The sequence below is a fragment of the Nonomuraea sp. NPDC004580 genome, from assembly GCF_040609855.1.
GTDB classification, from domain to species: Bacteria; Actinomycetota; Actinomycetes; order Streptosporangiales; family Streptosporangiaceae; genus Nonomuraea; species Nonomuraea salmonea.
Map to the genome: position 1 here is coordinate 73,038 of NZ_JBEXLH010000024.1, position 19,457 is coordinate 92,494.

Genomic DNA, 19,457 nt, shown 5'->3' on the forward strand with positions numbered 1-19,457 from the left:
GCGGGCGCCGCCATCTGTAACCGGCCTGCGCTCAGGCCGGTTCGGTCACCCGTCGTCCCACGACGAGCACCACGATGCCGCCTATGACGGCGAGACCGAGCAGCACGTACCCGTTGCGACACTGGGCTGACGAACCCATGTGCGGCACTGACCGGCAGCGCCTCGGCCGACGTCCTTCAGGGCATCGACCAGGTCGTCCAGGCCGACGGGGCCGAGGCCGACGGCGGTGGTGTGCCAGGTCCGGAGGTCGAAGCCCGTGCGCCGGCTCGCCGCCTGGCGGGCCATCAGCCAGGCACGCTCGCCGAGCTTGTACGAGATCGCCTGGGCGGGCCAGCCGAAGTAGCGGGCGACCTCGGGACGGATCCGGTGCGCGGCGGCGTGGCCACGCTCGCGCAGCACCTGGCAGGCCCTGTCGAACGTCCCATCGGGACCCGTCGGGCAGCGGCAGGTCCAGGTGGACTCCGATGTCGATGACCACGCGGGCCGCGCGCAGCGAAGACGCGGCCAGCATGCCGAGGCGGGTTCCAGGGTCGGAGAACCAGCCGAGTTCGTCGGCGAGGCGTTCGGCGTAAAGAGCCCAGCCCTCGCTGTGCCCGCTCACCCGGGACGTCTTCGCGAAGCGCGACAGCGTGTCCCCGGCCGCCATCATCCCGCCGATCTGCAGGTGGTGACCGGGCACTCCCTCGTGGAAGACCGTCGTCAGCTCACGCCAGATCGCGAATCGCCAGCTCGCGAGCATCTCCGGCACGGCCGCCAGGCGGGCGGCGACGTCGCGCCACTGGTCGTCGCCGCCGCGTGGCAGCAGGTCGACGCTGTCGCGGATGACGTTGATCAGCCCGAACTGGCCGCGCAGCATGCGCAGGGGCTCCCCGCTGTCGTGCCAGGCCAGCTGCGCTTCCAGCCGTTCCCGAAGATGCGCGGCGGCGTGCCGATCGGCCTCCGAAGTGGGGCTCAGCTCGTCCAGCTCGGCCAGGGTGCGGCGGATCAGGTCGGCGCGGGCGGCGTGGCCGTCCGGGCTGTAGTCGGTGGCCGCGGCGAAGTCGCCGGTGACTCCGCAAACTCCCATGCTGACCGGATCGAGGGCCGCCGACTTCCCGACATATCCCTCACAAAGCGCAAATATCGGTGTCATCCGGACACAGTAACGGGGTCAGGGCGAGACCGGTTCAGGCTCGGGAGTTCTCCTGGGTGAGCTTGAGGTGAGCGAGCACGGTGGCCACCACGTCCGGCACCGGACGGTCGTCGGTGTCGATGCGCACGTCTCCGGCGCCCGCCTGGTCGAGGCGGGCCGCCTCGGCCGCCGCGCGGGTGGCGGCTTCGTCCAGGGCGTGCTCGTCCAGGCCGCGCAGTTCGTCGCCGGGGATCGCCGGGCCGCCGCCCCGGGCGCGGTCGGCGACGCGTTCGCGCAGCGTGGCCGGGGAGGCGTGGAGGCGGCACACCGTCAGCCGCGCGCCGGGCAGCAGGCGGGTGTAGTCGCGGATGGTCTCGTCGGGGTCCGCCTCGCCGCAGACGATCAGGTACGTCGCTCCGGCTGCCCGGTAGCCCGCCCAGAGCGCGGCGAGGTTGCGGGCCTTGAGATGGTGTGCGTCGCCGGAGGCGGGCCGCAGCATGGCGATCTGCTTCAGGTCGGCATACGCCGTCCGCGTGCCGGTCCGTACGACGTGGCGGAACACTTCGTACGCGACCGTGGACTTCCCCACCGCCGTCGCCCCCGTGAACCACAGCACCGGCACCGGGGCCGGCTCCGCCTGTGCGGGACGTCCCTGGCCGGGTGCGGTGGTTCCCGGCCAGCCGGTGCGCTCCCGGATCAGGCGGGCCGTCTCCGGGACCGTCAGGCCGCTGGTGTCCAGGGTCAGGTCGGCATAGGAGGTACGGTCCTGCGCCTCAGCCTCGGCCACCGCGTGGTCCACCAGGTCCGGCTGCCAGCCGCGGCCCAGGAAACGCCGGCGCAGCTCCGCTCCGGGGACACGCAACCGGCACACGGTGAACGCGACATCAGGCAGGAGCGAGGAGTATTCGCGTACCTCGTCCGGCGTGTCCGCGAAGCCGGCCAGCACCAGGCACTCCGCGCCTTCCGCGCGGAAGCCGTCCCAGAGGGCGGCGAGGTTGCGGGCGCGGAGGCGGTGGGTGTTCTGTTCGGGTTCGGGGTAGATGAGGCTGATCTGGTCGGCGTCCACGAACGCCGTCCTGACGCCCTCCCGGCCGAGCTGATCGCAGATCTCCCACCCGGCCGACGACTTCCCGACGCCCGAGGGGCCGGACAACCACAGCACAGCGTTCATCCGCGCGATGCTAACGGGCCGCCACCGGCGGACACGAACCCTTTTCCGCCCGGGTGAACCGCGTGCGGACGGGCGTGCGTACCTCCCGTGGGAGCTTCCCGCTGCCTGAATCGGAGGAACATCACCATGACGCTCACACCGCAGCCGCCGTCACTCGCACGCAACCGGAGGCGGGTGACGGGCCTGCTGGCCGTCTCGGCGGGCGCGGCCGTGCTGGGCGCGTGCCTGGTGTCCTGCGGGAACTCGCAACCCCAAGCCGCCATAGGGGCGGCGCCCGCCGCCGCGCAACACCAGTCGCACCACCAAGGACACGTGGCGGGCGGCGGTGTCACGCAGCCCGCCGCGACGGTGAAGCTGCCGCGCGCGAGCATGAAGAAGCTCAAGACCAGCGCCGGCTGCCCGAAGGCGCGCCTGCAGATCGACGCCGACGAGCTGAAGCAGGCGGCCTGCCAGACCAAGCAGGGCCGGTACACGATCGTCACGTTCACCACCGACAAGGGCAAGCGCGACTGGCTCGACTACGCCCAGCCGTATGGCGGGACGTACCTGGTGGGTGATCGGTGGACGGTCGTGTCCGAGCCCGCGCTGCTGGAGGGGCTGCGCAAGAAGGTGGGCGGCCAGATCGAGACCGGCGCCCAGCACCACTGACCAGGCCCGGCCACCGACGAGGCCCGCCTGACGACGGCGCGACCCACGCGGCCGCCTTTACAAAGTAGACTTCGCCGACGGCATGTCCCCGGCCGATGCCCTGCGCATGACGCGCTGCCTGCGCGAGCTCGTCATCGGCCACGCCCTGTCCGTCGCCATGACGCAGGCCGGCCGCAGCCGCAAACCCGAGCCCGGCAGCCCCGGCTACAACCTGCTCGCCGAAGCCGCCGACGCCACCATCCTCGACGACCACTGCGGCCCAGGGCTCACCGCCCTCCTGAACGGCTTCACCACCTGACCGGCTCCGGGGAGCCGGAGGCGACCAGCACCAGCGCCCAGGCGTCCCCATATCAATTCGAGGTGCCCTTGATGGGCGGCTGGGAGGCTGCGCACGATCCGGCAGCTCGTCCTGAAAGCCGGGAATCGACCGCGAGGAGTTCCATGCGTAAGCACGTGCGCACAATCCTGGTCAGCGCGTTGGCCGCCGCCGGGCTCATGGCGCCGGCGAGCCCCGCGTCCGCCGCCACGGCCTGCACCTACCTGGGCAACCTCCCCGACCAGAACGGCGACGACTACGCCTCGATCGCGGGCGCGAGCGCCAGCGGCGAGTACGCGGTGGGCGCCGGCGAGGACAACGGCCGCTTCTTATGGCGCAACGGCCAGACCGTGGCGACGTGGCCCACCATGGACGGCAACAAACGCGACACCCCGCAGGACGTCAACAGCAGCGGCACCGTGATCGGCAGCCTCACCCCGACGGGAGGGCCGTCGGAGCCGTACGTGTGGCGGCCCGGCTCGGGGTCCAAGGTGAAGCTGGCCAAGGTGTCCGGCTCCACCTACACAGAAGAGGTGGCGATCAACGACAAGGGGGACGTCGTCGGTCTGGCCAGCCTCAGCTCCGGGTACTCGGTGGTGGTGTGGCCGGCGTCCAACTACTCGACGTACCGCGTCGTCGGGCAGGGCCGCCCGGTGAGCATCGACAAGGACGGCCGCATCCTGCTCACGTCCAAGAAAATGTTGCACCCGGACGGCACCCTGCACGACCTGCAGACGCCGGCCGGAGTGAGCAGCTTCTCCCTCACGGAGAGCGACAACAGCGGCCGGCCGGTGGGCTACGGCACAGCCACGTCGGGCGGCGAGGTCGCCATCGTGTGGAACAGCGACGGCTCGGTGCTGCACACCCGCGCGGGCGCCCGCCCGGTGGCGGCGAAGACCGACGGCGACACCGTCGGCCTGGTCAAGCGCACGAACACGACCGGGTACGACGCGGGGTTCTGGGAAGCCTCCGGGGCGCCGGTGATCTTCCCGTATCCGGACCCGCTCGCCTGGCCGGGTGACATCTACCTGGGCGACAACGACATCGTCCACGCACTGTGGGTCACGGACGACTACCGGAACACGTACTGGGCTCGGTGGAGCTGCAGCTGACCCCGTACGCTCGGACACCGGCAACGCGAAGGCCGCTTCCCCATAGCTCTGGAAGCGGACCGCTGGTACCTGTCGAACATCGTCGGCCAGCCGGTGGAGAACGCCGTCGCGCTGTCCCACCTGATCTTCTCCGGCGTGCTCGACCGGCATCCTGGGCTGAAGCTGCTGGCCGCGCACGGAGGCGGCTACCTGCCGTACTACCTGGGTCGTTCCGACCACGGCCACCGGGTGCGGCCCGACGCCCGCGGCTGTGCCCGGCCGCCCAGCAGCTATCTGCGCGACCTGCACTTCGACTCGCTCACCCACGACCCGGCCGCGCTGCGCGAACCGGTCAGGGTGGCCGGGCCCGAGCGGGTGCTGCTCGGCTCCGACTTCCCTTCGACATGGGCGATCCCGACCCGCTCGCGGCCCTGCGCGCGGCCGGCGACGACACGCTGCCGCCGTCGGCACAGCCGGCGACGCTGTAGTCCAGGGGATTACGTCAGGCTGCCTCGAGGACGAAGAACAGGAAGCACAGGAACCGCGTGCGGCCGGGCTCGATGCCGCCGAACTCCTCGGGGAACAGCTCGCGGGCCTCCGGCGCGAACGGCGGCTCGCTGATGACGCTGATGCGGAAGCCCGCGGCGGCGAAAGCCTCGGTCATCGCGTGCAGCGGCCGGTCCCAGAACCTCATCCGGACGGTCTCCCCGCCCATGACCCATTCCTCGGTGCGGGCGCGGGTCTCGAAGTACGCGGGCTTCTCCCCGGCCATCTGCTGGAAGAGCGCGATGGAGAAAGGATGGTCCACCGAGACGAGGAGCCGGCCGCCGGGCTTCAGCACGCGTCGCAGCTCGGCCAGCGTCGGCCCCCAGTCCTGCAGATAGTGCAGCACGAGGGACGCGGTGACGTCGTCGAACGTGTCGTCGGGGAACGGCAGGGGCCCGGCCAGATCCACCGCGTGCAGATCCGCGTCGGGGCCCAGCCGCCGCCTGGCCATCTCCAGCATCCCCGCGCTCGCGTCGATGCCGGTCACGATCGCTCCCCTGCTCCGCAGCTCGGCGAACAGCGGCCCCGAGCCACAACCCGCGTCGAGAATGCGCCGCCCTGCCACGTCCCCGGCCAGCTCCAGCATGGCGGGGCGCTCGTAGTAGGCGTTCACGAGGTTGGTCTCGTTCTCGGCCGAGTAGTCCTCGGCCATCTGGTCGTAATCGTTGTACGCGGACGAAGACGTGGCCTCGGCGAACTTGTGCGGGATGGTAGGCATCGGGCCATTCTGCCCAGGATCCACACATGACGCGGACATCTTCGCGGCTCACCGAGCGGACACTGCTCCGTCTATTGCTGCGGAGCGGCCCTCAGGAGGGACCTTCATGTCCGGGTCACGCTCCTGCGGACCGTGCTCGGCCTCGACGACGACGCCTGGCCCGCCGTCCGCCGGGCGCTGGCGGCGGCCGGCGGACCGCTGGGCCGCATCGACACGAAGTGACCCGCCTCAGCCCGCGTCGGACGGCCGGGGCCACCAGCGGCGCACCGCGTCCACGGTGGTCTGCGGGCCGGTGTTGAAGCAGAGCACGGACGCCGGCGAGTGCGTCCGCGCGATGTTGATGAGCTTCTGGAAGAGCGGGGTCATCGCGGGTTCGAGGCGCACTCCCCGCCGAACACGATGACAAGAGGCGACGATGAACAGCGAACGCTCGACGCCTGCGCCAAAGTCCGGCACGTGGTCACCGCCGGTCGGCGCCGGCAGAACCGAAGACCTCGCGGCGTGCACGCGCCAGCCGTCCCGCGCACGGCGGTCCCGGTAGTCCGGTGTGAACGGCATGGCTTCAGAAGCGGAACATCTCGGCGAATCGGTCGAGCAGTGCGGGGTCGCCTTCTGTTCGTACGCTGCCGTCGCGGAGTACGTCGTCAGGGGTCTTGGCGCCGCTCATCAGTTCGCGGATGGGGTGGCCGGTCAGGCGTTCGATGACGAGGTCGGGGGAGGGGTGGGGGCCGATGCCGACGGTGAGCTTCCCTTGGGTGATCTGCAGGCGGAGCGTGATGTCGCTCATGCGGATCTCGTAGCCGGCGGTGATTTTCTGGGCTGTTTCCGGTCGGTAGGTGGTGTGGAAGGACATGGCGACCGATTCGGCGGTGATGAGCTCGCCGGGGCGGGGCTCGGTGAGCGTCCGTGCGCCCCAGCGGCCCAGTGCGATCAGTGCGGGCTCGAGGTCGCGTCCGTAGTCGGTGAGCTCGTAGACCACGGCGCGCTCGGGGTGCGGCAGCGCGCGGCGGGTGGCCAGGCCCGCCTCTTCGAGCTGTTTGAGGCGGGTCGAAAGGATGTTGGTCGGGATGGCCGGCAGGCCCTTGTGCAGGTCGGTGAAGCGCTGGGGCCCGATGAGCAGGTTGCGGATGATCAGCATGCTCCACCGTTCGCCGACCATCTCCATCGCGCGGGCCAGGCCGCAGAACTGTCCGTACTCCCGAGACGCCATGCTGCGAATCCTAACTCATACTTCAGTTGACAAAGCGTACTTGCGAAAGACAAGCTTTCCTGGCACGAGATCGTGACAGGTCGTACAGATGGGAGAAGCGCATGTCGTTCCAGGCCTACCTCGACAACATCGAAACCAAGACCGGACTGACCCCACGTGAGTTCATCGCCCTGGCGAAAGAACGCGGCTTCGACGACCCGTCGGTGAAGGCCGGAGTGATCGTCGACTGGCTGAAGCAGGACTATGAGCTCGGCCGTGGACACGCGATGGCGTTGGTGCACGTCATCAAGAAGGGGCCGAAAATCGACGCCAGACACGTCGGCAGCTCGGGCTCCCACCGCGACGAGTCCGACACGCTCTGGCTGGACGGCAAGAACAACCGGCCCTGACGAGCCGGATGGACAGCGGCTCCGATCGCGGGTGCCGTCCGCAAGGACCGGCACCCGCGGGCCATGGGAGGGGCCGGGCACACCTCCTCGATTCAGGGCCCGTGCGGTGACCGGCGGCGACGCCACTGGATGATCGACATGCCATACGCGGCGAACCTCGTGACCGCGAGAGGCACGCGTACGAGACCCGGAGTGATGATGAGCCTGGAGAGCCTGGGGCTGAGCCCCGAGCAGGAGCGTCTCTACCGTTACCTGCTGCGCCACCCGCGCGCGGACCTGGAGACGGCCGGGGTCGAACTGGTCATGCCCGGCGTGCGGCCTGTGCTGGCCGAGCTGCGGGCGCTGGGCCTGGTGGACGGCACGCTGACCGCGCTCGCCCCGGCCGCTGCGATCGACGTGCTGGTGCGGCGGCGCATCGAGCAGACGCAGCGTCAGCTCACTGAGCTGACGCTCGTCTGGGACGTGCTCACCGAACTGACAGAGGAGCATCGCGGCGGCAGGCCGGTCCAGATGGTCGAGCACATTCCCGAGGGGGCGGCCGTCACCCGCCGCATCCGTACGATGCTGAGCGTCGATCCCGGCGAGTTCGCGCACCTGAAGGTCCGCGCCCGTGAAGCCTCCGCCGGTTACGATGACACGCCCTTCCGACGGCTGCTGGCGCGCGGGTTGCGCAGCCGCACCCTCATTCCCGGGCACACGCTGGGCGATCCGCGGCAGGAGGCGCATGCGCGGTCCTTGCATGCCCTGGGTGACCTGCACCGGGTGACCATCGAGCCGGTCAGGCACCTGGCCATCGTCAACCGGTCGGTCGCCTTCGTGCAGGCCGATCCCGCCCAGGCGCGGACGGGGGGCGCTGCAGATTGCCAGCAGGGTCTCGTGATCATGCTGGCGGACGTGTTCGACGGCATGTGGGCGCGTGCCCGTGATCTGGATGATCTGCCGCTGTCGCCGATCGAGCAGCAGGTCCTGCACGCGCTGACCCGTCATGACAACGACGAGGCCGCCGCCCGGTCGATCAGCGTGTCGGTGCGCAAGTTCCGCGCGCACGTGGCGGACCCCGGGGGCCGCGGCGCGGCCCCCGAGTTCTAACGCCGAGCCACGGCAGCCGGAGCGGCCTGCGTGCGCACTACCGGGCGGCACACCGAGGTCGTTGCGGTTGTGAGGGCCCGGCGGTGGAGAGCGTCCAGGTGTTGTCTGGTTGCAGCGGATGTGGTGGCGAGGGTCAGTTGGGTTGAGCAGGCAACCGGCTTGGTGCGTACGTGCTCCGTGCTCCTGAGGCCGTCCAGCAGCTCCGTGGTGAGGCGGTCGAGGCGTTGGCGGATCTCGGCCAGGTCGGGACGGGTCGTCGGGGCTTCGTCTGGGTGGGTGGTCCAGCGGGTGAAGAGGCCCTTCTGTACGACCTTGCTGGCGGTGATCTGGTCGCGGAAGAACGCCACGGCGGCGTCCGGGTCCACCCCCACCGCCCCCGCCTGCTGACGGACCTGGTCGAGGACCTGCTGCTCGCGTACCGGGTCCTCGATGGGCGAGTCGGTGCCGAACTTGGAGGCGGCCACGTCGTCGCTCACCAGGAGCCGTTCGATGACGAGGTCCGTCAGGCGTCCGAGCTTGCCCGGCGACGGGGACGCCGCGACCACGGCGCCGGCCGGGGCCGCCGACGCCATGGCCTGGGGGACGGCCAGGGCCGTCGTGGCTCCGAACATGCCGGCGATCACGGCGTGGCGCGTCATCTTCGTACGCAGGTTCATACGTCTACCTTCATCTCTTCAGGAGAACAGCGGGAGGGGGATCGCGCGGAAGATCCGGTCCGGGTCGTAGCGGTGTTTCACCTCTTGGAGCCGTTCGGCGTTCGGGCCGTAGGCGTGGGCGATCTGGGCGGATTCGTCGTCCCCGAGCAGGTTGGGGTAGCCGCCCGGCAGGGCGTCGGGCTCCAGGGCGCGGGCCACGTCGGCGGCCCAGGCGCGGTGGCCGGCCGCATACGCGTCGCCGGGCTCCCAGAGGGCGATGATCTCGATCATCAGGTGCGGGTCGCGGTTGCCGAACGCCGTCTCCGTGACGGGTACGCGGGCCGCGGCCCCGTGCAGGTGGTGCACCGAGACCGCCGAGTAGGGCGAGGTCAGGGTGGAGCCGGCGGCGCTCAGCACCTGGCGTACGCCCGGCGAAAGGGACGGTACGGAACGCGGGCGGATCTCGACGTGCCGGCCGAAGGGGAACTGCGCGTCGAGGCCCGCGAGCATCTCGGGCATGGTGGCGGGGCCGATCTCGACCCGGCGGAGCCGGTCGCGGCGGTCAGGCCGAACGGCTGCGCGGCGCGTACGACGTCGGCGGCCGTCGCCCCACCCGCGACCTCGGCGACCTTCGCCTCAGGGTCCACGGTCACCTGCCGCATACCGGACAGATCGATGGTGAGGCCGCCGTCGCTGAGCGATCGTCCTGCCCAGTCGTGGCCGCCGCCGCGCACCGACAGCGGCACCCCGGCCTCGCGCGCGGCCCGTACGGCGACCTGGACCTCGATGTGATCGCCGGTGTGGTCGCCGCACCGGACGATGACGCCGGGCCGGGCGAGCACGGCGCCGTTCCAGATGGCGCGGCCGGCGTCGTAGTCCGGCCCTGTGGTGATGACGCGGCCGGCGTGGATGGTCCGCCGCAGGGTGTCGGCCAGGCGGCCGATCTGGTGCTGGGTCATGGGTTGAGACCTCAATCGGGAGGAGCGTGCGGATCGGATGGTCCGCCGCCGGCCGGAGGGTCCGTATCGACCGGCGGGAGCATGAGGCCCGTGCTCAGCGGGAGCTGCGGGCGGCCTTCTCGATGAGGTTCGTGACCGCGTCGGGACGGCTGACCATGACGGCGTGGGAGGCGTTGACCTCCTCGACGCGCGCACCGGCCCGCTTCGACATGAAGCGCTGCAGGTCGGGCGCGATCGCCTTGTCCTGCCGGGTGATGAGGCTCCAGGACGGAATGGTCCGGTACGCCTCCTTCTCGCCGGCGTCCGTCACCGCCTTGGTGTTGGCGGGACGCTGGACGGTCGCGAGGGTGGCGGCCGTGGTCTTGTCGACGTCGCCGGCGAACGACTCACGGAAGTGGGCCGGGTCGATGGACACCTCGGCGCCGTCCGGGACGGTGGTCGTGACCAGCGGGATGGCCGGCGAGGACTTGGCGGCCAGATCGCCGACCGTCTCGCCCTTGGCGGGGATGAACCCGGCGATGTACACCAGGGCCTTGACGTCGGGGTCGGAGACGGCGGAGTTGGTGATGACGGCGCCGCCGTACGAGTGGCCGGCCAGCACCAAGGGGCCGTCGATCGAGGCCAGGTAGCTGGAGACGTAGGCGCTGTCACTGGTGAGGCCCTGCAGCGGGTTGGCGAGGGCGCGCACCGGATAGCCGTCCTTGCGCAGCCGCTCCACCACCGACGACCAGCTCGACGACTCGGCCCACGCTCCATGCACCAGGACGATGGTCGGCTTCGCGCCGGTGGACTTCGCACTGTCCGCCATCGCCACGCCGGGCGCGGTGGCACCGATCAAGGCGAGGGCGCCGGCGGCGAGTGCGGCACGGCGAAGCATACGGGTTCCCATGATGTGGCCTTCCAGGTCAGAACGACTTACGACGCTCCCCGCCAAAAGAGGAGAACGTTCGGTCTCATCATGGCACACCCGGCCTACCAGTCAAGACCGAACGTTCTACCTCAGGCCAGAGGCTCGCTAGAAGGAGCTGACCCTTGGAGCGCTCATCACCGAGCCGCTGTCGCTGTTCGCGAAGCTGGCCGAGCGCTGCGCGAAAGAGCGGCTCACCCCGAGGAACTGCTGCGCGCTCTGATCGATCTGACGGCGGAGACGCACGCGGTCGACGCGCTGCTGAGCAGCGGGCCCGCCGCCCATCACTCGTCGCGCGTCAGCGAGGCCGTGAGGCGGTGCCAGGCGGCGCGTTCAGATGGACTCAGACACCGGTCCGGTACGTCATGATCCACGCGCTGGTCCCGGAGCAGGGGCAGTGCGGGCGCGTGGACGCCGGCGCCGAGCATGACCAGCCCGGCGTAAAGGTGCCTGCCGGCCTTGCGCGCCCACAGCAGGGCTCGGCGAAGGAATGACATGAGGCTCTCCAGCGCGTGGGGACCGTCACGTTATCGAGCAGCGCTCGAGGGGCGCTGGAGGCTCAGCGAACCTCCGCGAGGGTCCCCATGACGGACAGCGCGGCGTCCTGCCATTGTGCACATGTGAAGCTTCCCGCATCACCCTCGGCCCTTCCCCCGAGCGCGCCCGGACGGGAGCTCGAAGCCGTACCTCTCGCTGAGGGCGTGGACAGCGGCGAGGCCGTGGTGGATCGCGAGCCCGTCATCGGCGGTCACAGGGCAACGTAACTTTTGTCTCGCGAATGCGAGGGGAAGAACGGTAAGTGCTCCGCTACTGCTGACCTTGATTGCTGTTCACACTCGAAAGTGCGGGGGTATGGTGAGGGCTTGTGACGACGTTTCGGATCAGTGAGGCCGCGGCGCTGCTGGGGGTCAGCTCCGACACCGTCCGCCGGTGGGTGGACGCGGGCCGGTTGCGGGCCGAGCGCGACGAGCACGGGCATCGGCAGGTCGACGGCGCCGACCTGGCGGCGTTCGCCCGCGCGCAGGTCGGGGAGAGCGGCGGCGGCGGGCGTTCCTCGGCGCGCAACCGGTTCAGGGGGATCGTGACGGAGGTGGTCCGCGACGCGGTGATGGCGCAGGTGGAGATCGCCGCGGGGCCGTTCCGCGTGGTGTCGCTGATGAGCCGCCAGGCCGCCGATGAGCTGGGCCTGGCGGCGGGGGTGGTGGCGGTCGCGGTGATCAAGTCCACCAACGTCGTCGTGGAGATCCCTGACCACGATCGCGTGGCCAGTCACGTGTGAGGAGCGGCCCCTTGGTGTTCAGGCGCATGTCCCTGTTGGCGCTCGTCCTGCCCGTCGCGCTGGCCCTGGCGGGGTGCGGGTCAGGAGAGCCGGCCTCTGGAGGGAGCAAGGAGGTGACGGTGTTCGCGGCGGCGTCGCTGACCGGGACGTTCACCGAGCTCGGGAAGGTCTTTGAGGCCGCTCATCCGGGTACGTCGGTGCGGTTCAACTTCGGCTCCAGCGCAACGCTGGCCCAGCAGATCGTCCAGGGCGCCCCGGCCGACGTCTTCGCCGCCGCGAGCCCGGCCACCATGAAGACCGTCACCGACGCGTCCCTGGCGGGCTCGCCGGCCACGTTCGTCCGCAACAAGCTGCAGATCGCCGTCCCCGCCGGCAACCCGGCGCAGATCGACGAGCTGAAGGACCTCACCGGCCCGAAGGTGAAGGTCGCGCTCTGCGCCGAGCAGGTGCCGTGCGGCGCGGCGGCCGCCAAGGCGCTGGACGCCGCCGGGCTGCAGGTCAGGCCGGTCACCCTGGAGCAGGACGTCAAGGCCACGCTGACCAAGGTCGAGCTGGGCGAGGTGGACGCGGCGCTGGTCTACAAGACCGACGTCATCGCCTCCGGCGGCAAGGTGGAAGGCATCGCGTTCCCCGAGGCCGACCAGGCGGTCAACGACTATCCCATCGCCACCATCGCCAAGGCTCCGGCCGGTGACGCGGCCCGGCGGTTCGTCGACCTGGTGCTGTCGCGGCAGGGCAAGGACGTGCTGACCAAGGCCGGATTCGAAGCGCCTTGATGAACGCTCCCGTCAGCGGCCGGACCGGCCCCACGCCCCGAGGACGCGAGGCGTCCGGCAGGCTGCCGTGGATGCTGGTGGTGCCCGCGCTGATCGGGCTGGTCTTCCTGGTGCTGCCGCTGGCGGGGCTGCTGGTCCGCGCCCCGTGGACGACGCTGCCCGGCCGGCTGGCCGAGCCGCAGGTGCTGGAGGCGCTGCGGTTGTCGCTGGTCACCGCCACCATCGCGACCGCCGCGTGCCTGCTGCTCGGTGTGCCGCTGGCCTGGCTGCTGGCCAGGGTCGAGTTCCCTGGACGGCGGCTGGTGCGGGCGCTGGTCACCGTGCCGCTGGTGCTGCCGCCGGTGGTCGGCGGCGTGGCGCTGCTGCTGGTGCTCGGCCGGCGCGGGATCGTCGGGCAGTGGCTGGAGGCGTCATTCGGGGTCACGCTGCCGTTCACGACGGCCGGTGTGGTCATCGCCGAGGCGTTCGTGGCGATGCCGTTCCTGGTGATCAGCGTGGAGGGGGCGCTGCGCGGCGCCGACCAGCGGTTCGAGGAGGCCGCCGCGACGCTCGGCGCCTCGCGGTGGACGGTGTTCCGGCGGGTGACGCTGCCGATGGTCATGCCTGGCGTGGTGGCGGGCGCGGTGTTGTGCTGGGCGCGGGCGCTGGGCGAGTTCGGGGCGACGATCACGTTCGCCGGCAACTTCCCCGGCACCACCCGTACGATGCCGCTGGCCGTCTACCTGGCGCTGGAGACCGAGCCCGAGGCCGCCATCGTGCTCAGCCTGGTCCTGCTGGCCGTGTCGGTGGTCATCCTGGCCAGCCTGCGTGATCGGTGGGTGAGCGCGCCGTGACCCTCGACGCCCGCCTGGTGGTCACCAGGCCCGCCTTCACCCTCGACGTCACGCTGCACGCCGACGCCGGTGAGGTGGTGGCGCTGCTCGGCCCGAACGGGGCGGGCAAGACCACGGCGCTGCGGGCGCTGGCCGGGCTGACCCGCCTGTCCGCCGGTCACATCTCGCTGCGAGGACGGCCGCTGCACACCCTGCCCGCAGAGAGCCGGCCGATCGGCATGGTGTTCCAGGACTACCTGCTCTTCCCTCACCTGTCCGCGCTCGACAACGTCGCCTTCGGGCCGCGCTGCCAGGGCGTGCCCAAGGCCGAGGCCCGCCGCTCCGCCACCGAGCTGCTGGAACGGGTCGGGCTGGCCGATCGGGCCGGTGCCAGGCCGCGGCAGCTGTCCGGCGGGCAGGCGCAGCGGGTGGCGCTGGCCCGTGCGCTCGCCGTACGGCCTGAGCTGCTCCTGCTGGACGAGCCGCTGGCCGCGCTCGACGCCCACACCCGGCTGGAGGTCCGCTCGCAGTTGCGCCGCCACCTCGCCGACTTCGACGGCGCGACCGTGCTGGTCACCCATGACCCGCTCGACGCCATGGTGCTGGCCGACCGGCTGATCGTCATCGAGCAGGGGGCCGTCGTCCAGGAGGGGCCGCCCGCCGAGGTCGCGCGCCGGCCCCGTACGGACTACGTCGCCCGCCTCGTCGGGCTCAACCTCTATCGGGGCAGCGCCGACGCCGGCCGGGTCAAGGTCGGCGAGCTCCTGCTGCACAGCTCCGAGCACCTGTCAGGGCCCGCGTTCGTGGCCTTCCCGCCGGCCGCCGTCGCCCTCTATCGCTCGCGTCCCGACGGCAGCCCGCGTAATCTGTGGCGGGCCCGCATCGACGGCATCGAACGGCACGGCGACAACGTCCGCGTCCACCTCGACGGCCCGATCACGGCCTTCGCCGACATCACCCCCGCCGCCGTGGCCGACCTCGACCTCAGCCCGGGTCAGGAGATCTGGGCGTCGGTCAAGGCCACCGAGACGCACGCCTACCCCGCGTGAGACGTGTACGAGCACGCTCCCAGCACGAGGGCTCCCCCGAGCCCGCCGAACGCCAGGCCGCCGAAGAGGATCATCCAGGTCACGTCCGCGCTGCTGGTGAAGGGCTCCGGCGGCGTGAACGGCGGTATCACCCCGATCAGGGCGAGCGGCACCATGACGAGAAGGACGAGCCCGTACCCGCCCAGACACACCCCGACCACCCACGCGGGGATCAGCGGAAGGAGGCGCGGCACCCGTCGCCCGGCCAGGAAAAGCGTCCACCGCGGAAAGATCTTCCCCCACCGATGCACCAGCCCGAGCGCGAGGAACACCCCGAGCAGGGCCGCCAGCACCGTCAGATCGAGCCCCACGGCCGCCAGCGCCTCATAGACGGCGCCCCCGTCGCTCTCGACACTCCCTAACCAGTCCTGGCCGCTCACCCCGAGCACGTCTCCCCCGAGGGTCCACACGGTCTTCACCACGGACCACGGCAGAAGCCCGCACAGCAACAGGTAGACCCACACCCGGACCCGCAACGACGTGACCACGCCACCCCTCCAGCCCTTTCGAACGCTCGTGACGTCAGCAGCGTCCCGTCGTGGGCCCCGGGTGCGCCTCCCCCGCGCGAGGGAATCGACGGGATGTGAGGTTGAGACGTCCAAGGTCGTTCACGCACGCCTGGACCGCATGACGGGCAGGCTACAGAGGCGCTCGCCCGGGTGTTCAAGGAGAATGGCACCGCTGGGTCGTCCCGGCGACCACGAGCCGATCGCCAGGACTGCGCTGACAAGGGCGGGAACGGGTGGTGGGCGCCCGTTCCCCCTTCTTCTAGGCGTTCTCCTGGTCGGCGAGCACGATGTCGTCGAGGTGGAGGGACTCGCCGGCGGCGCCTTCGCCAACCAGCTCCAGTGAGACGGCGGCGGTGCCCGACGGGGCCGTGAGCTGCTGGGTGAACTCCTTCCAGCTCGCCGTCAGGCCGCTCAGCGGGATCTCGTCGGTGCGGATCAGTTCCTGCTCGGAGTCGCGCCACAGCACGCTGAGCGTCGCGCCGGCGATCCCGGGGGTGCCCTGCCGGGCCCACAAGCTGATCTGCTTGGCGCCGGCCCTGGTCCCGAAGCCGGGCCAGTTGCCGAGGGCGACGCCCCAGCCGTTCGCCTCGGTCACCGCGATGCGCAGGCCGTAGTCGCCCTCGTGGGCCGCGTCGGCCGACCGCTCGACGGAGCTGCCGTACCAGGCGGACCACTGGCCGATCGAGCCTTCGAGGGTCGAGGTGTCGGCGTCGAGGGCGTTGGGCACCGGCGGCTCCTCGGTAGAGCCGTTGTAGGTGCTGCCGGCCTCCTGGTTGTACGGGGCCGAGCGCCAGGCGTCCCAGGAGATCGTCTCGCCCCAGCCCTTGGCGAACTTCCAGTCGCCGACGTAGGTGTTGCCGGTGAAGCTGTTGCCGGCGTTGAACATGATGTTCTGCTGGATCTCCGCCACCGTGTACGGCGCCCACGGCATGTTGTCGGCGCCCTGGGCGTACAGGGCCTGGACGCCGCAGTAGGTGCCGGCGCAGGGCACGACCGAACGGTCGAACCGGAACTCGTTACCCGTCACCTTCACGTTGCGCGAGTGCCAGCGGCAGTCGGTGCGCTGCGGCTCGTTCGCGATCGAGGTGTAGCAGGGGTGGGCGTCGTTGATCGGGTTCGGGTACTCGAAGTCGTACGGCTGCGGGATCACCGTCGGAGCGACGAACGGCGTGCAGTAGGTCTTGCTGGTGTTGCCGTTGGAGTTGCAGAAGCGGTTGGCGTTCTCGAAGATCGAGATGCCGGAGAAGTTGTCCTCGAAGTAGTTGTCGCTGATCCTCAGATCGGTGCTGCCGCTGGTGGCGCTCGCGAGGCGCGCGTCACCGCCCGACTCGGAGATGTAGATGGCCGGCGCCGGCGAGCCCTGGTTGTCGTTGCCGGTGACCCAGGCGTTGCGCTTGAAGACGTTGCGGGTGATCGTGGCGTTGTAGCTGATCTCGTACCAGAGACCGATGCTCTCGTTGCCCTCGATCCAGTTGCGGTCGAAGAGGAAGTCGATGTTGTTGGTGTCGGCCCACAGGCCGACGCTCAGGTTGTCGTGGACGTAGTTCTGCGTGACGGTGGCGCCTTCGACGTCCCAGAACTTGACGCCGCCGGTGCAGCCGCATCCCTCGATCTCGGCCTCCCAGTCGTCCTGGTTGTTGCCGGAGATCTCGTTGTTGTGCACGACGATGTCCTTGATCGCCGCGTCGCCCTCGACCTGCGGCCGGTACATGCTGATGCCGTACTGGCCGTTGTCCTTCAGGCAGCTGTTGCGGATCGTGTTGGCGTTGCCGAGGAACACCGCGGCGCCGTCGTTGTGGTGCGCGTAGAGGTGCTCCATCACCCAGCCGCTGCTCGCGTCGTGGTTGATGACGCCCTCGTTGTTGTTGTCCTTGCCGCGGCCGAAGTTGCGGACCTCGAGGTAGGCGATGCGCACGTTGGCGGCTGCGCCGGAGAAGGCGTACTGGTTCTTGTTCCGGCCGTCCAGGATGGCGCCGGGAGCACCCAGGAAGACGCTGTCGTCCCCGGGGTTGATCTGGCTGTACGGCTCGTCGCCGAGGGTGTGGGTGCCCGGGGCGAACCAGTAGGTCGTGCCGCTCTGGCCGAAGTCGAAGCCGGTGTTGTCGCCCGCCGGGACCACGATGGCGCCCTGCGGTGCGCCGGCCGGTCCGTCCTGCCAGGTCGCGTTGTCGCAGACCTTCATGGTGTCCGGCAGTTCGGTGTACCAGCCACCGGCCGCGCTGTCGTCGGCCACCGCGGCGGTGGCCGGTCCGGCCAGCAGGCCGGCGCCGGTCACCAGGGCGAGTAACGCACTCACGACAACAGGGTGTCGCATGAAAGCTTCCCTTCTACGAAACGTTGTTGACGGTGAAGGGTAACGGTCAAGATCAATAGCAGTCAGCCGAATCGTCGGCGAATGTCCGACCGATTCGTCCCGACCTCCCCAGGACTTGACCCTGACGTCAGCGGTAGGTCTTAGCGTGCTCACATGAGCACAGAGAACCTGAACGGTTTCCGCATCGAGGGCGCGGTGGCGCTCGTGACCGGCGCCAACCGCGGCCTGGGCCGCCACTTCGCCAGTCAGCTCCTGGACCGCGGCGCGGCCCGCGTGTACGCGACCGCCAGGCGCCCGGAGACGATCGACCTGCCCGGCGTCGTGCCGTTGCGGCTGGACGTCACGGACGAGGCGCAGGTCCTGGCCGCGGCCGCCACGGCGACCGACGTGACGCTCCTGGTGAACAACGCCGGAGTCAGCCACTCCACGTACTTCCTCACGACGGACCCGGCGGCCATCCGCGCGGAGATGGAGACGAACTTCTGGGGCACGCTGACCGCCGTACGCGCGTTCGCCCCGGCGCTGGCGGCCAACGGCGGCGGCGCGATCCTGAACGTGCTGTCCGCGCAGTCCTGGCACGCCTACCCGGGCACGAACGGCTACCACGCCACCAAGGCCGCCCAGTGGGCACTGACGAACGGCGTGCGCCTGGAGCTGCCGGGCACGCTGGTGACCGCGCTGCATCTGGGAGCGGTCGACACCGACTTCAGCGCCGGTTACGACGGGCCGAAGGGCGACCCCGCCGAGGCCGTGCGGGCCGGCCTGGACGGGATCGAGGCGGGAGCGGCCGAGGTGCTCGCCGACGCATGGAGCGTGCACGTCAAGAAGTCGCTGGCCGAGGATCCCACCCGGTTGTACGACGAGATCCGGGCGGGCATCGTCTGACGCCATCTTGTATGAAGCTCATATAATATGAATTTCATACACGGAACGCCACCGCCTTCCGCGGCGCGGCCTAGCCCATCGCGACGGGCCCGAGGGCGGCGGCGGTCCGTGCCAGCGCGCGGACCGCCGGGCTGTCGGCGACGGACGGCCAGACCAGGGCGAACCTGAGGATCGGGGCGTCGTGGATCGGGACGAACACGACGCCCGGCGGGTTGTTGTAGCGGGCCGCGAGCTCGCCCAGCGGGTGCACGCAGTGCCCGGCGGCGACCAGGGTGAGGATCTCGTTGAAGGTCCGGGCGGCGGGCCCGCGCGGGATGCGGCGGCCCGACGGCGTACGGGCGGGGACCATGGACTCCAGCCAATACTCCGGGGCCGCGGGGCCGAGGTCGGCGACCCGCTCGCCGGCCAGGTCCTCCAGCGACACGCCGCCGCGTCCGGCGAGCCGATGCCCGGCCGCCACCGCCAGCACGCGCCCGCTGGTGAGCACGGTGGGGCCGACGGTGAGATCGGGTTCGGCGACCGGCAGCCACAGCACGTGGGCGTCGGCCTCTCCCGCGCGCAGCGCGGCGAACGGGTCGGCGCCGGTGACCTCGCTGAAGAGCACGTCACCGCCGGGGTGGCGGGCGCGGAAGGCGTCGATGAGCGGGCGCAGCTCGTACCCGGCGTGGCCGAACACCCCGAGACGCAGTGTCCTGCCCGCCGCCTCGGCCCGGGCGAGGCCCTGCTGGAGCAGGTCGTACGCCTGCGCCAGGTCCTCGCGCAGCCGCCGCCCGACCGGGGTCAAGGCCACGCGGCGGCTGGTGCGCTCGAACAGCGCCACGCCGAGCCGCCGCTCCTGCCGGGCGATGGCCTTGCTGACGCGGGCCTGCGAGACGTGCAGTCGTTCGGCGGTGCGGCCGAAGTGCAGCTCTTCTGCGAGCGTCAGGAAGATCTCGATGTCCCTCAGCTCCACCGATAACCCCCATGTCATGGATCGCCGCACGAAGCCTACGTTGTTCTCTCCG

At 70.7% G+C, this 19,457-nt stretch carries 24 protein-coding genes and 1 pseudogene; 11 read left to right on the forward strand and 14 right to left on the reverse strand.

Translation table 11 applies throughout. The features are described from left to right. Positions 1–81 precede the first annotated feature (81 nt). The 3 genes and pseudogenes from ABZW11_RS24260 to ABZW11_RS24270 form a co-directional block, all read right to left on the reverse strand. Positions 82–399, reverse strand: a complete 318-nt coding sequence (locus ABZW11_RS24260) for a DUF885 family protein (RefSeq protein ID WP_355421169.1) — start codon at positions 397–399, stop codon at positions 82–84. Positions 400–466: 67 nt separating this feature from the next. Continuing rightward, positions 467–1,132 (reverse strand): annotated as a pseudogene (locus ABZW11_RS24265) (DUF885 family protein); the annotation flags it as partial. A gap of 34 nt (positions 1,133–1,166) precedes the next feature. Beyond that, positions 1,167–2,282, reverse strand: a complete 1,116-nt coding sequence (locus ABZW11_RS24270; protein WP_355421001.1) for a hypothetical protein — start codon at positions 2,280–2,282, stop codon at positions 1,167–1,169. 126 nt (positions 2,283–2,408) lie between these two features. Between ABZW11_RS24270 and ABZW11_RS24275 the strand changes: the two genes are divergently transcribed. The 4 genes from ABZW11_RS24275 to ABZW11_RS24290 all read left to right on the forward strand — a co-directional run bounded on the left by ABZW11_RS24275 (position 2,409) and on the right by ABZW11_RS24290 (position 4,958). Beyond that, positions 2,409–2,930 (forward strand): hypothetical protein, encoded by a 522-nt coding sequence (locus tag ABZW11_RS24275; RefSeq protein WP_355421003.1) that lies wholly within the window; start codon positions 2,409–2,411, stop codon positions 2,928–2,930. An 82-nt stretch (positions 2,931–3,012) separates the two neighbouring features. Then, positions 3,013–3,228, forward strand: a complete 216-nt coding sequence (locus ABZW11_RS24280) for a hypothetical protein (protein WP_355421006.1) — start codon at positions 3,013–3,015, stop codon at positions 3,226–3,228. A gap of 143 nt (positions 3,229–3,371) precedes the next feature. Further along, on the forward strand, positions 3,372–4,358 hold the full coding sequence (locus tag ABZW11_RS24285) for a hypothetical protein (RefSeq protein ID WP_355421008.1): 987 nt from the start codon (positions 3,372–3,374) through the stop codon (positions 4,356–4,358). 135 nt (positions 4,359–4,493) lie between these two features. Beyond that, a complete protein-coding gene (locus ABZW11_RS24290; RefSeq protein WP_355421171.1) occupies positions 4,494–4,958 on the forward strand; it encodes an amidohydrolase family protein in 465 nt (154 codons plus the stop codon). Here the strand turns inward: ABZW11_RS24290 and ABZW11_RS24295 are convergent. The 3 genes from ABZW11_RS24295 to ABZW11_RS24305 all read right to left on the reverse strand — a co-directional run bounded on the left by ABZW11_RS24295 (position 4,840) and on the right by ABZW11_RS24305 (position 6,811). After that, positions 4,840–5,601 carry a class I SAM-dependent methyltransferase gene (locus ABZW11_RS24295; protein ID WP_355421011.1) on the reverse strand — a complete coding sequence of 254 codons (762 nt, stop codon included), beginning with the start codon at positions 5,599–5,601 and terminating at the stop codon, positions 4,840–4,842. The two genes, ABZW11_RS24290 and ABZW11_RS24295, sit on opposite strands and share 119 nt — an antisense overlap. 228 nt (positions 5,602–5,829) lie before the next feature. Further along, entirely contained in the window at positions 5,830–6,057 is a 228-nt protein-coding gene (locus ABZW11_RS24300; RefSeq protein ID WP_355421013.1) for a hypothetical protein, read from the reverse strand. A 106-nt stretch (positions 6,058–6,163) separates the two neighbouring features. Next, a complete protein-coding gene (locus ABZW11_RS24305) occupies positions 6,164–6,811 on the reverse strand; it encodes a winged helix-turn-helix transcriptional regulator (RefSeq protein ID WP_355421016.1) in 648 nt (215 codons plus the stop codon). A 101-nt stretch (positions 6,812–6,912) separates the two neighbouring features. On the opposite strand from ABZW11_RS24305, the gene ABZW11_RS24310 reads away from it, so the two are divergent. Together ABZW11_RS24310 and ABZW11_RS24315 are read left to right on the forward strand one after the other, a co-directional pair. After that, complete coding sequence (locus tag ABZW11_RS24310; RefSeq protein WP_355421018.1) at positions 6,913–7,200, forward strand: DUF4287 domain-containing protein; 288 nt, start codon at positions 6,913–6,915, stop codon at positions 7,198–7,200. 195 nt (positions 7,201–7,395) lie between these two features. Beyond that, complete coding sequence (locus ABZW11_RS24315) at positions 7,396–8,289, forward strand: hypothetical protein (protein WP_355421020.1); 894 nt, start codon at positions 7,396–7,398, stop codon at positions 8,287–8,289. On the opposite strand, the gene ABZW11_RS24320 is transcribed toward ABZW11_RS24315, so the two are convergent. The 5 genes from ABZW11_RS24320 to ABZW11_RS24340 all read right to left on the reverse strand — a co-directional run bounded on the left by ABZW11_RS24320 (position 8,286) and on the right by ABZW11_RS24340 (position 11,287). Beyond that, a complete protein-coding gene (locus ABZW11_RS24320) occupies positions 8,286–8,945 on the reverse strand; it encodes a chorismate mutase (RefSeq protein ID WP_355421023.1) in 660 nt (219 codons plus the stop codon). The genes ABZW11_RS24315 and ABZW11_RS24320 overlap by 4 nt on opposite strands. Positions 8,946–8,963: 18 nt before the next feature. Beyond that, the gene (locus ABZW11_RS24325; protein ID WP_355421026.1) at positions 8,964–9,341 is read right to left on the reverse strand and encodes a BBE domain-containing protein; all 378 of its coding nucleotides are present in this window, start codon (positions 9,339–9,341) and stop codon (positions 8,964–8,966) included. Beyond that, the gene (locus ABZW11_RS24330) at positions 9,335–9,883 is read right to left on the reverse strand and encodes an FAD-dependent oxidoreductase (protein ID WP_355421029.1); all 549 of its coding nucleotides are present in this window, start codon (positions 9,881–9,883) and stop codon (positions 9,335–9,337) included. Before ABZW11_RS24330 ends, ABZW11_RS24325 begins: the two co-directional genes overlap by 7 nt. A 94-nt stretch (positions 9,884–9,977) precedes the next feature. Beyond that, positions 9,978–10,760: an alpha/beta hydrolase gene (locus tag ABZW11_RS24335; RefSeq protein WP_355421032.1), complete on the reverse strand. Its 783-nt coding sequence runs from the start codon at positions 10,758–10,760 to the stop codon at positions 9,978–9,980. 314 nt (positions 10,761–11,074) lie between these two features. Further along, entirely contained in the window at positions 11,075–11,287 is a 213-nt protein-coding gene (locus ABZW11_RS24340; protein WP_355421035.1) for a hypothetical protein, read from the reverse strand. Between the two features lie 368 nt (positions 11,288–11,655). Here ABZW11_RS24340 and ABZW11_RS24345 point away from each other — a divergent pair, with 368 nt between their 5' ends. The 4 genes from ABZW11_RS24345 to ABZW11_RS24360 are packed head-to-tail and all read left to right on the forward strand — an operon-like array spanning position 11,656 to position 14,706. Then, the gene (locus ABZW11_RS24345) at positions 11,656–12,069 is read left to right on the forward strand and encodes a TOBE domain-containing protein (protein ID WP_355421038.1); all 414 of its coding nucleotides are present in this window, start codon (positions 11,656–11,658) and stop codon (positions 12,067–12,069) included. Between the two features lie 26 nt (positions 12,070–12,095). Further along, on the forward strand, positions 12,096–12,845 hold the full coding sequence (gene modA / locus ABZW11_RS24350; protein WP_355421041.1) for a molybdate ABC transporter substrate-binding protein: 750 nt from the start codon (positions 12,096–12,098) through the stop codon (positions 12,843–12,845). Next, a complete protein-coding gene (locus tag ABZW11_RS24355) occupies positions 12,845–13,678 on the forward strand; it encodes an ABC transporter permease (RefSeq protein ID WP_355421044.1) in 834 nt (277 codons plus the stop codon). The genes modA and ABZW11_RS24355 overlap by 1 nt, the downstream gene beginning before the upstream one ends. Beyond that, positions 13,660–14,706, forward strand: coding sequence for an ABC transporter ATP-binding protein (locus tag ABZW11_RS24360; RefSeq protein ID WP_355421047.1), 1,047 nt, complete (start codon positions 13,660–13,662; stop codon positions 14,704–14,706). The genes ABZW11_RS24355 and ABZW11_RS24360 overlap by 19 nt, the downstream gene beginning before the upstream one ends. On the opposite strand, the gene ABZW11_RS24365 is transcribed toward ABZW11_RS24360, so the two are convergent. Next, complete coding sequence (locus ABZW11_RS24365) at positions 14,694–15,233, reverse strand: hypothetical protein (protein ID WP_355421050.1); 540 nt, start codon at positions 15,231–15,233, stop codon at positions 14,694–14,696. The two genes, ABZW11_RS24360 and ABZW11_RS24365, sit on opposite strands and share 13 nt — an antisense overlap. Positions 15,234–15,513: 280 nt before the next feature. Next, positions 15,514–17,550 carry a right-handed parallel beta-helix repeat-containing protein gene (locus ABZW11_RS24370; RefSeq protein WP_355421053.1) on the reverse strand — a complete coding sequence of 679 codons (2,037 nt, stop codon included), beginning with the start codon at positions 17,548–17,550 and terminating at the stop codon, positions 15,514–15,516. A gap of 171 nt (positions 17,551–17,721) precedes the next feature. Here ABZW11_RS24370 and ABZW11_RS24375 point away from each other — a divergent pair, with 171 nt between their 5' ends. Beyond that, positions 17,722–18,453 carry an SDR family oxidoreductase gene (locus ABZW11_RS24375; RefSeq protein ID WP_355421056.1) on the forward strand — a complete coding sequence of 244 codons (732 nt, stop codon included), beginning with the start codon at positions 17,722–17,724 and terminating at the stop codon, positions 18,451–18,453. 70 nt (positions 18,454–18,523) lie between these two features. Here the strand turns inward: ABZW11_RS24375 and ABZW11_RS24380 are convergent, their stop codons facing one another. Then, positions 18,524–19,405: a LysR substrate-binding domain-containing protein gene (locus ABZW11_RS24380; RefSeq protein ID WP_355421058.1), complete on the reverse strand. Its 882-nt coding sequence runs from the start codon at positions 19,403–19,405 to the stop codon at positions 18,524–18,526. Positions 19,406–19,457 lie beyond the last annotated feature (52 nt).

What these genes read in the sequence shown, in the direction of transcription:
- ABZW11_RS24340 (WP_355421035.1), bottom strand. Translation starts at nt 11,287, where the DNA reads ATGTCATTCCTTCGCCGAGCCCTGCTGTGGGCGCGCAAGGCCGGCAGG.
- ABZW11_RS24315 (WP_355421020.1), top strand. Translation starts at nt 7,396, where the DNA reads ATGATGAGCCTGGAGAGCCTGGGGCTGAGCCCCGAGCAGGAGCGTCTC.
- ABZW11_RS24310 (WP_355421018.1), top strand. Translation starts at nt 6,913, where the DNA reads ATGTCGTTCCAGGCCTACCTCGACAACATCGAAACCAAGACCGGACTG.
- ABZW11_RS24335 (WP_355421032.1), bottom strand. Translation starts at nt 10,760, where the DNA reads ATGCTTCGCCGTGCCGCACTCGCCGCCGGCGCCCTCGCCTTGATCGGT.
- modA (WP_355421041.1), top strand. Translation starts at nt 12,096, where the DNA reads ATGTCCCTGTTGGCGCTCGTCCTGCCCGTCGCGCTGGCCCTGGCGGGG.
- ABZW11_RS24275 (WP_355421003.1), top strand. Translation starts at nt 2,409, where the DNA reads ATGACGCTCACACCGCAGCCGCCGTCACTCGCACGCAACCGGAGGCGG.
- ABZW11_RS24355 (WP_355421044.1), top strand. Translation starts at nt 12,845, where the DNA reads ATGAACGCTCCCGTCAGCGGCCGGACCGGCCCCACGCCCCGAGGACGC.
- ABZW11_RS24375 (WP_355421056.1), top strand. Translation starts at nt 17,722, where the DNA reads ATGAGCACAGAGAACCTGAACGGTTTCCGCATCGAGGGCGCGGTGGCG.
- ABZW11_RS24295 (WP_355421011.1), bottom strand. Translation starts at nt 5,601, where the DNA reads ATGCCTACCATCCCGCACAAGTTCGCCGAGGCCACGTCTTCGTCCGCG.
- ABZW11_RS24330 (WP_355421029.1), bottom strand. Translation starts at nt 9,883, where the DNA reads ATGACCCAGCACCAGATCGGCCGCCTGGCCGACACCCTGCGGCGGACC.
- ABZW11_RS24285 (WP_355421008.1), top strand. Translation starts at nt 3,372, where the DNA reads ATGCGTAAGCACGTGCGCACAATCCTGGTCAGCGCGTTGGCCGCCGCC.
- ABZW11_RS24320 (WP_355421023.1), bottom strand. Translation starts at nt 8,945, where the DNA reads ATGAACCTGCGTACGAAGATGACGCGCCACGCCGTGATCGCCGGCATG.
- ABZW11_RS24270 (WP_355421001.1), bottom strand. Translation starts at nt 2,282, where the DNA reads ATGAACGCTGTGCTGTGGTTGTCCGGCCCCTCGGGCGTCGGGAAGTCG.
- ABZW11_RS24280 (WP_355421006.1), top strand. Translation starts at nt 3,013, where the DNA reads ATGTCCCCGGCCGATGCCCTGCGCATGACGCGCTGCCTGCGCGAGCTC.
- ABZW11_RS24305 (WP_355421016.1), bottom strand. Translation starts at nt 6,811, where the DNA reads ATGGCGTCTCGGGAGTACGGACAGTTCTGCGGCCTGGCCCGCGCGATG.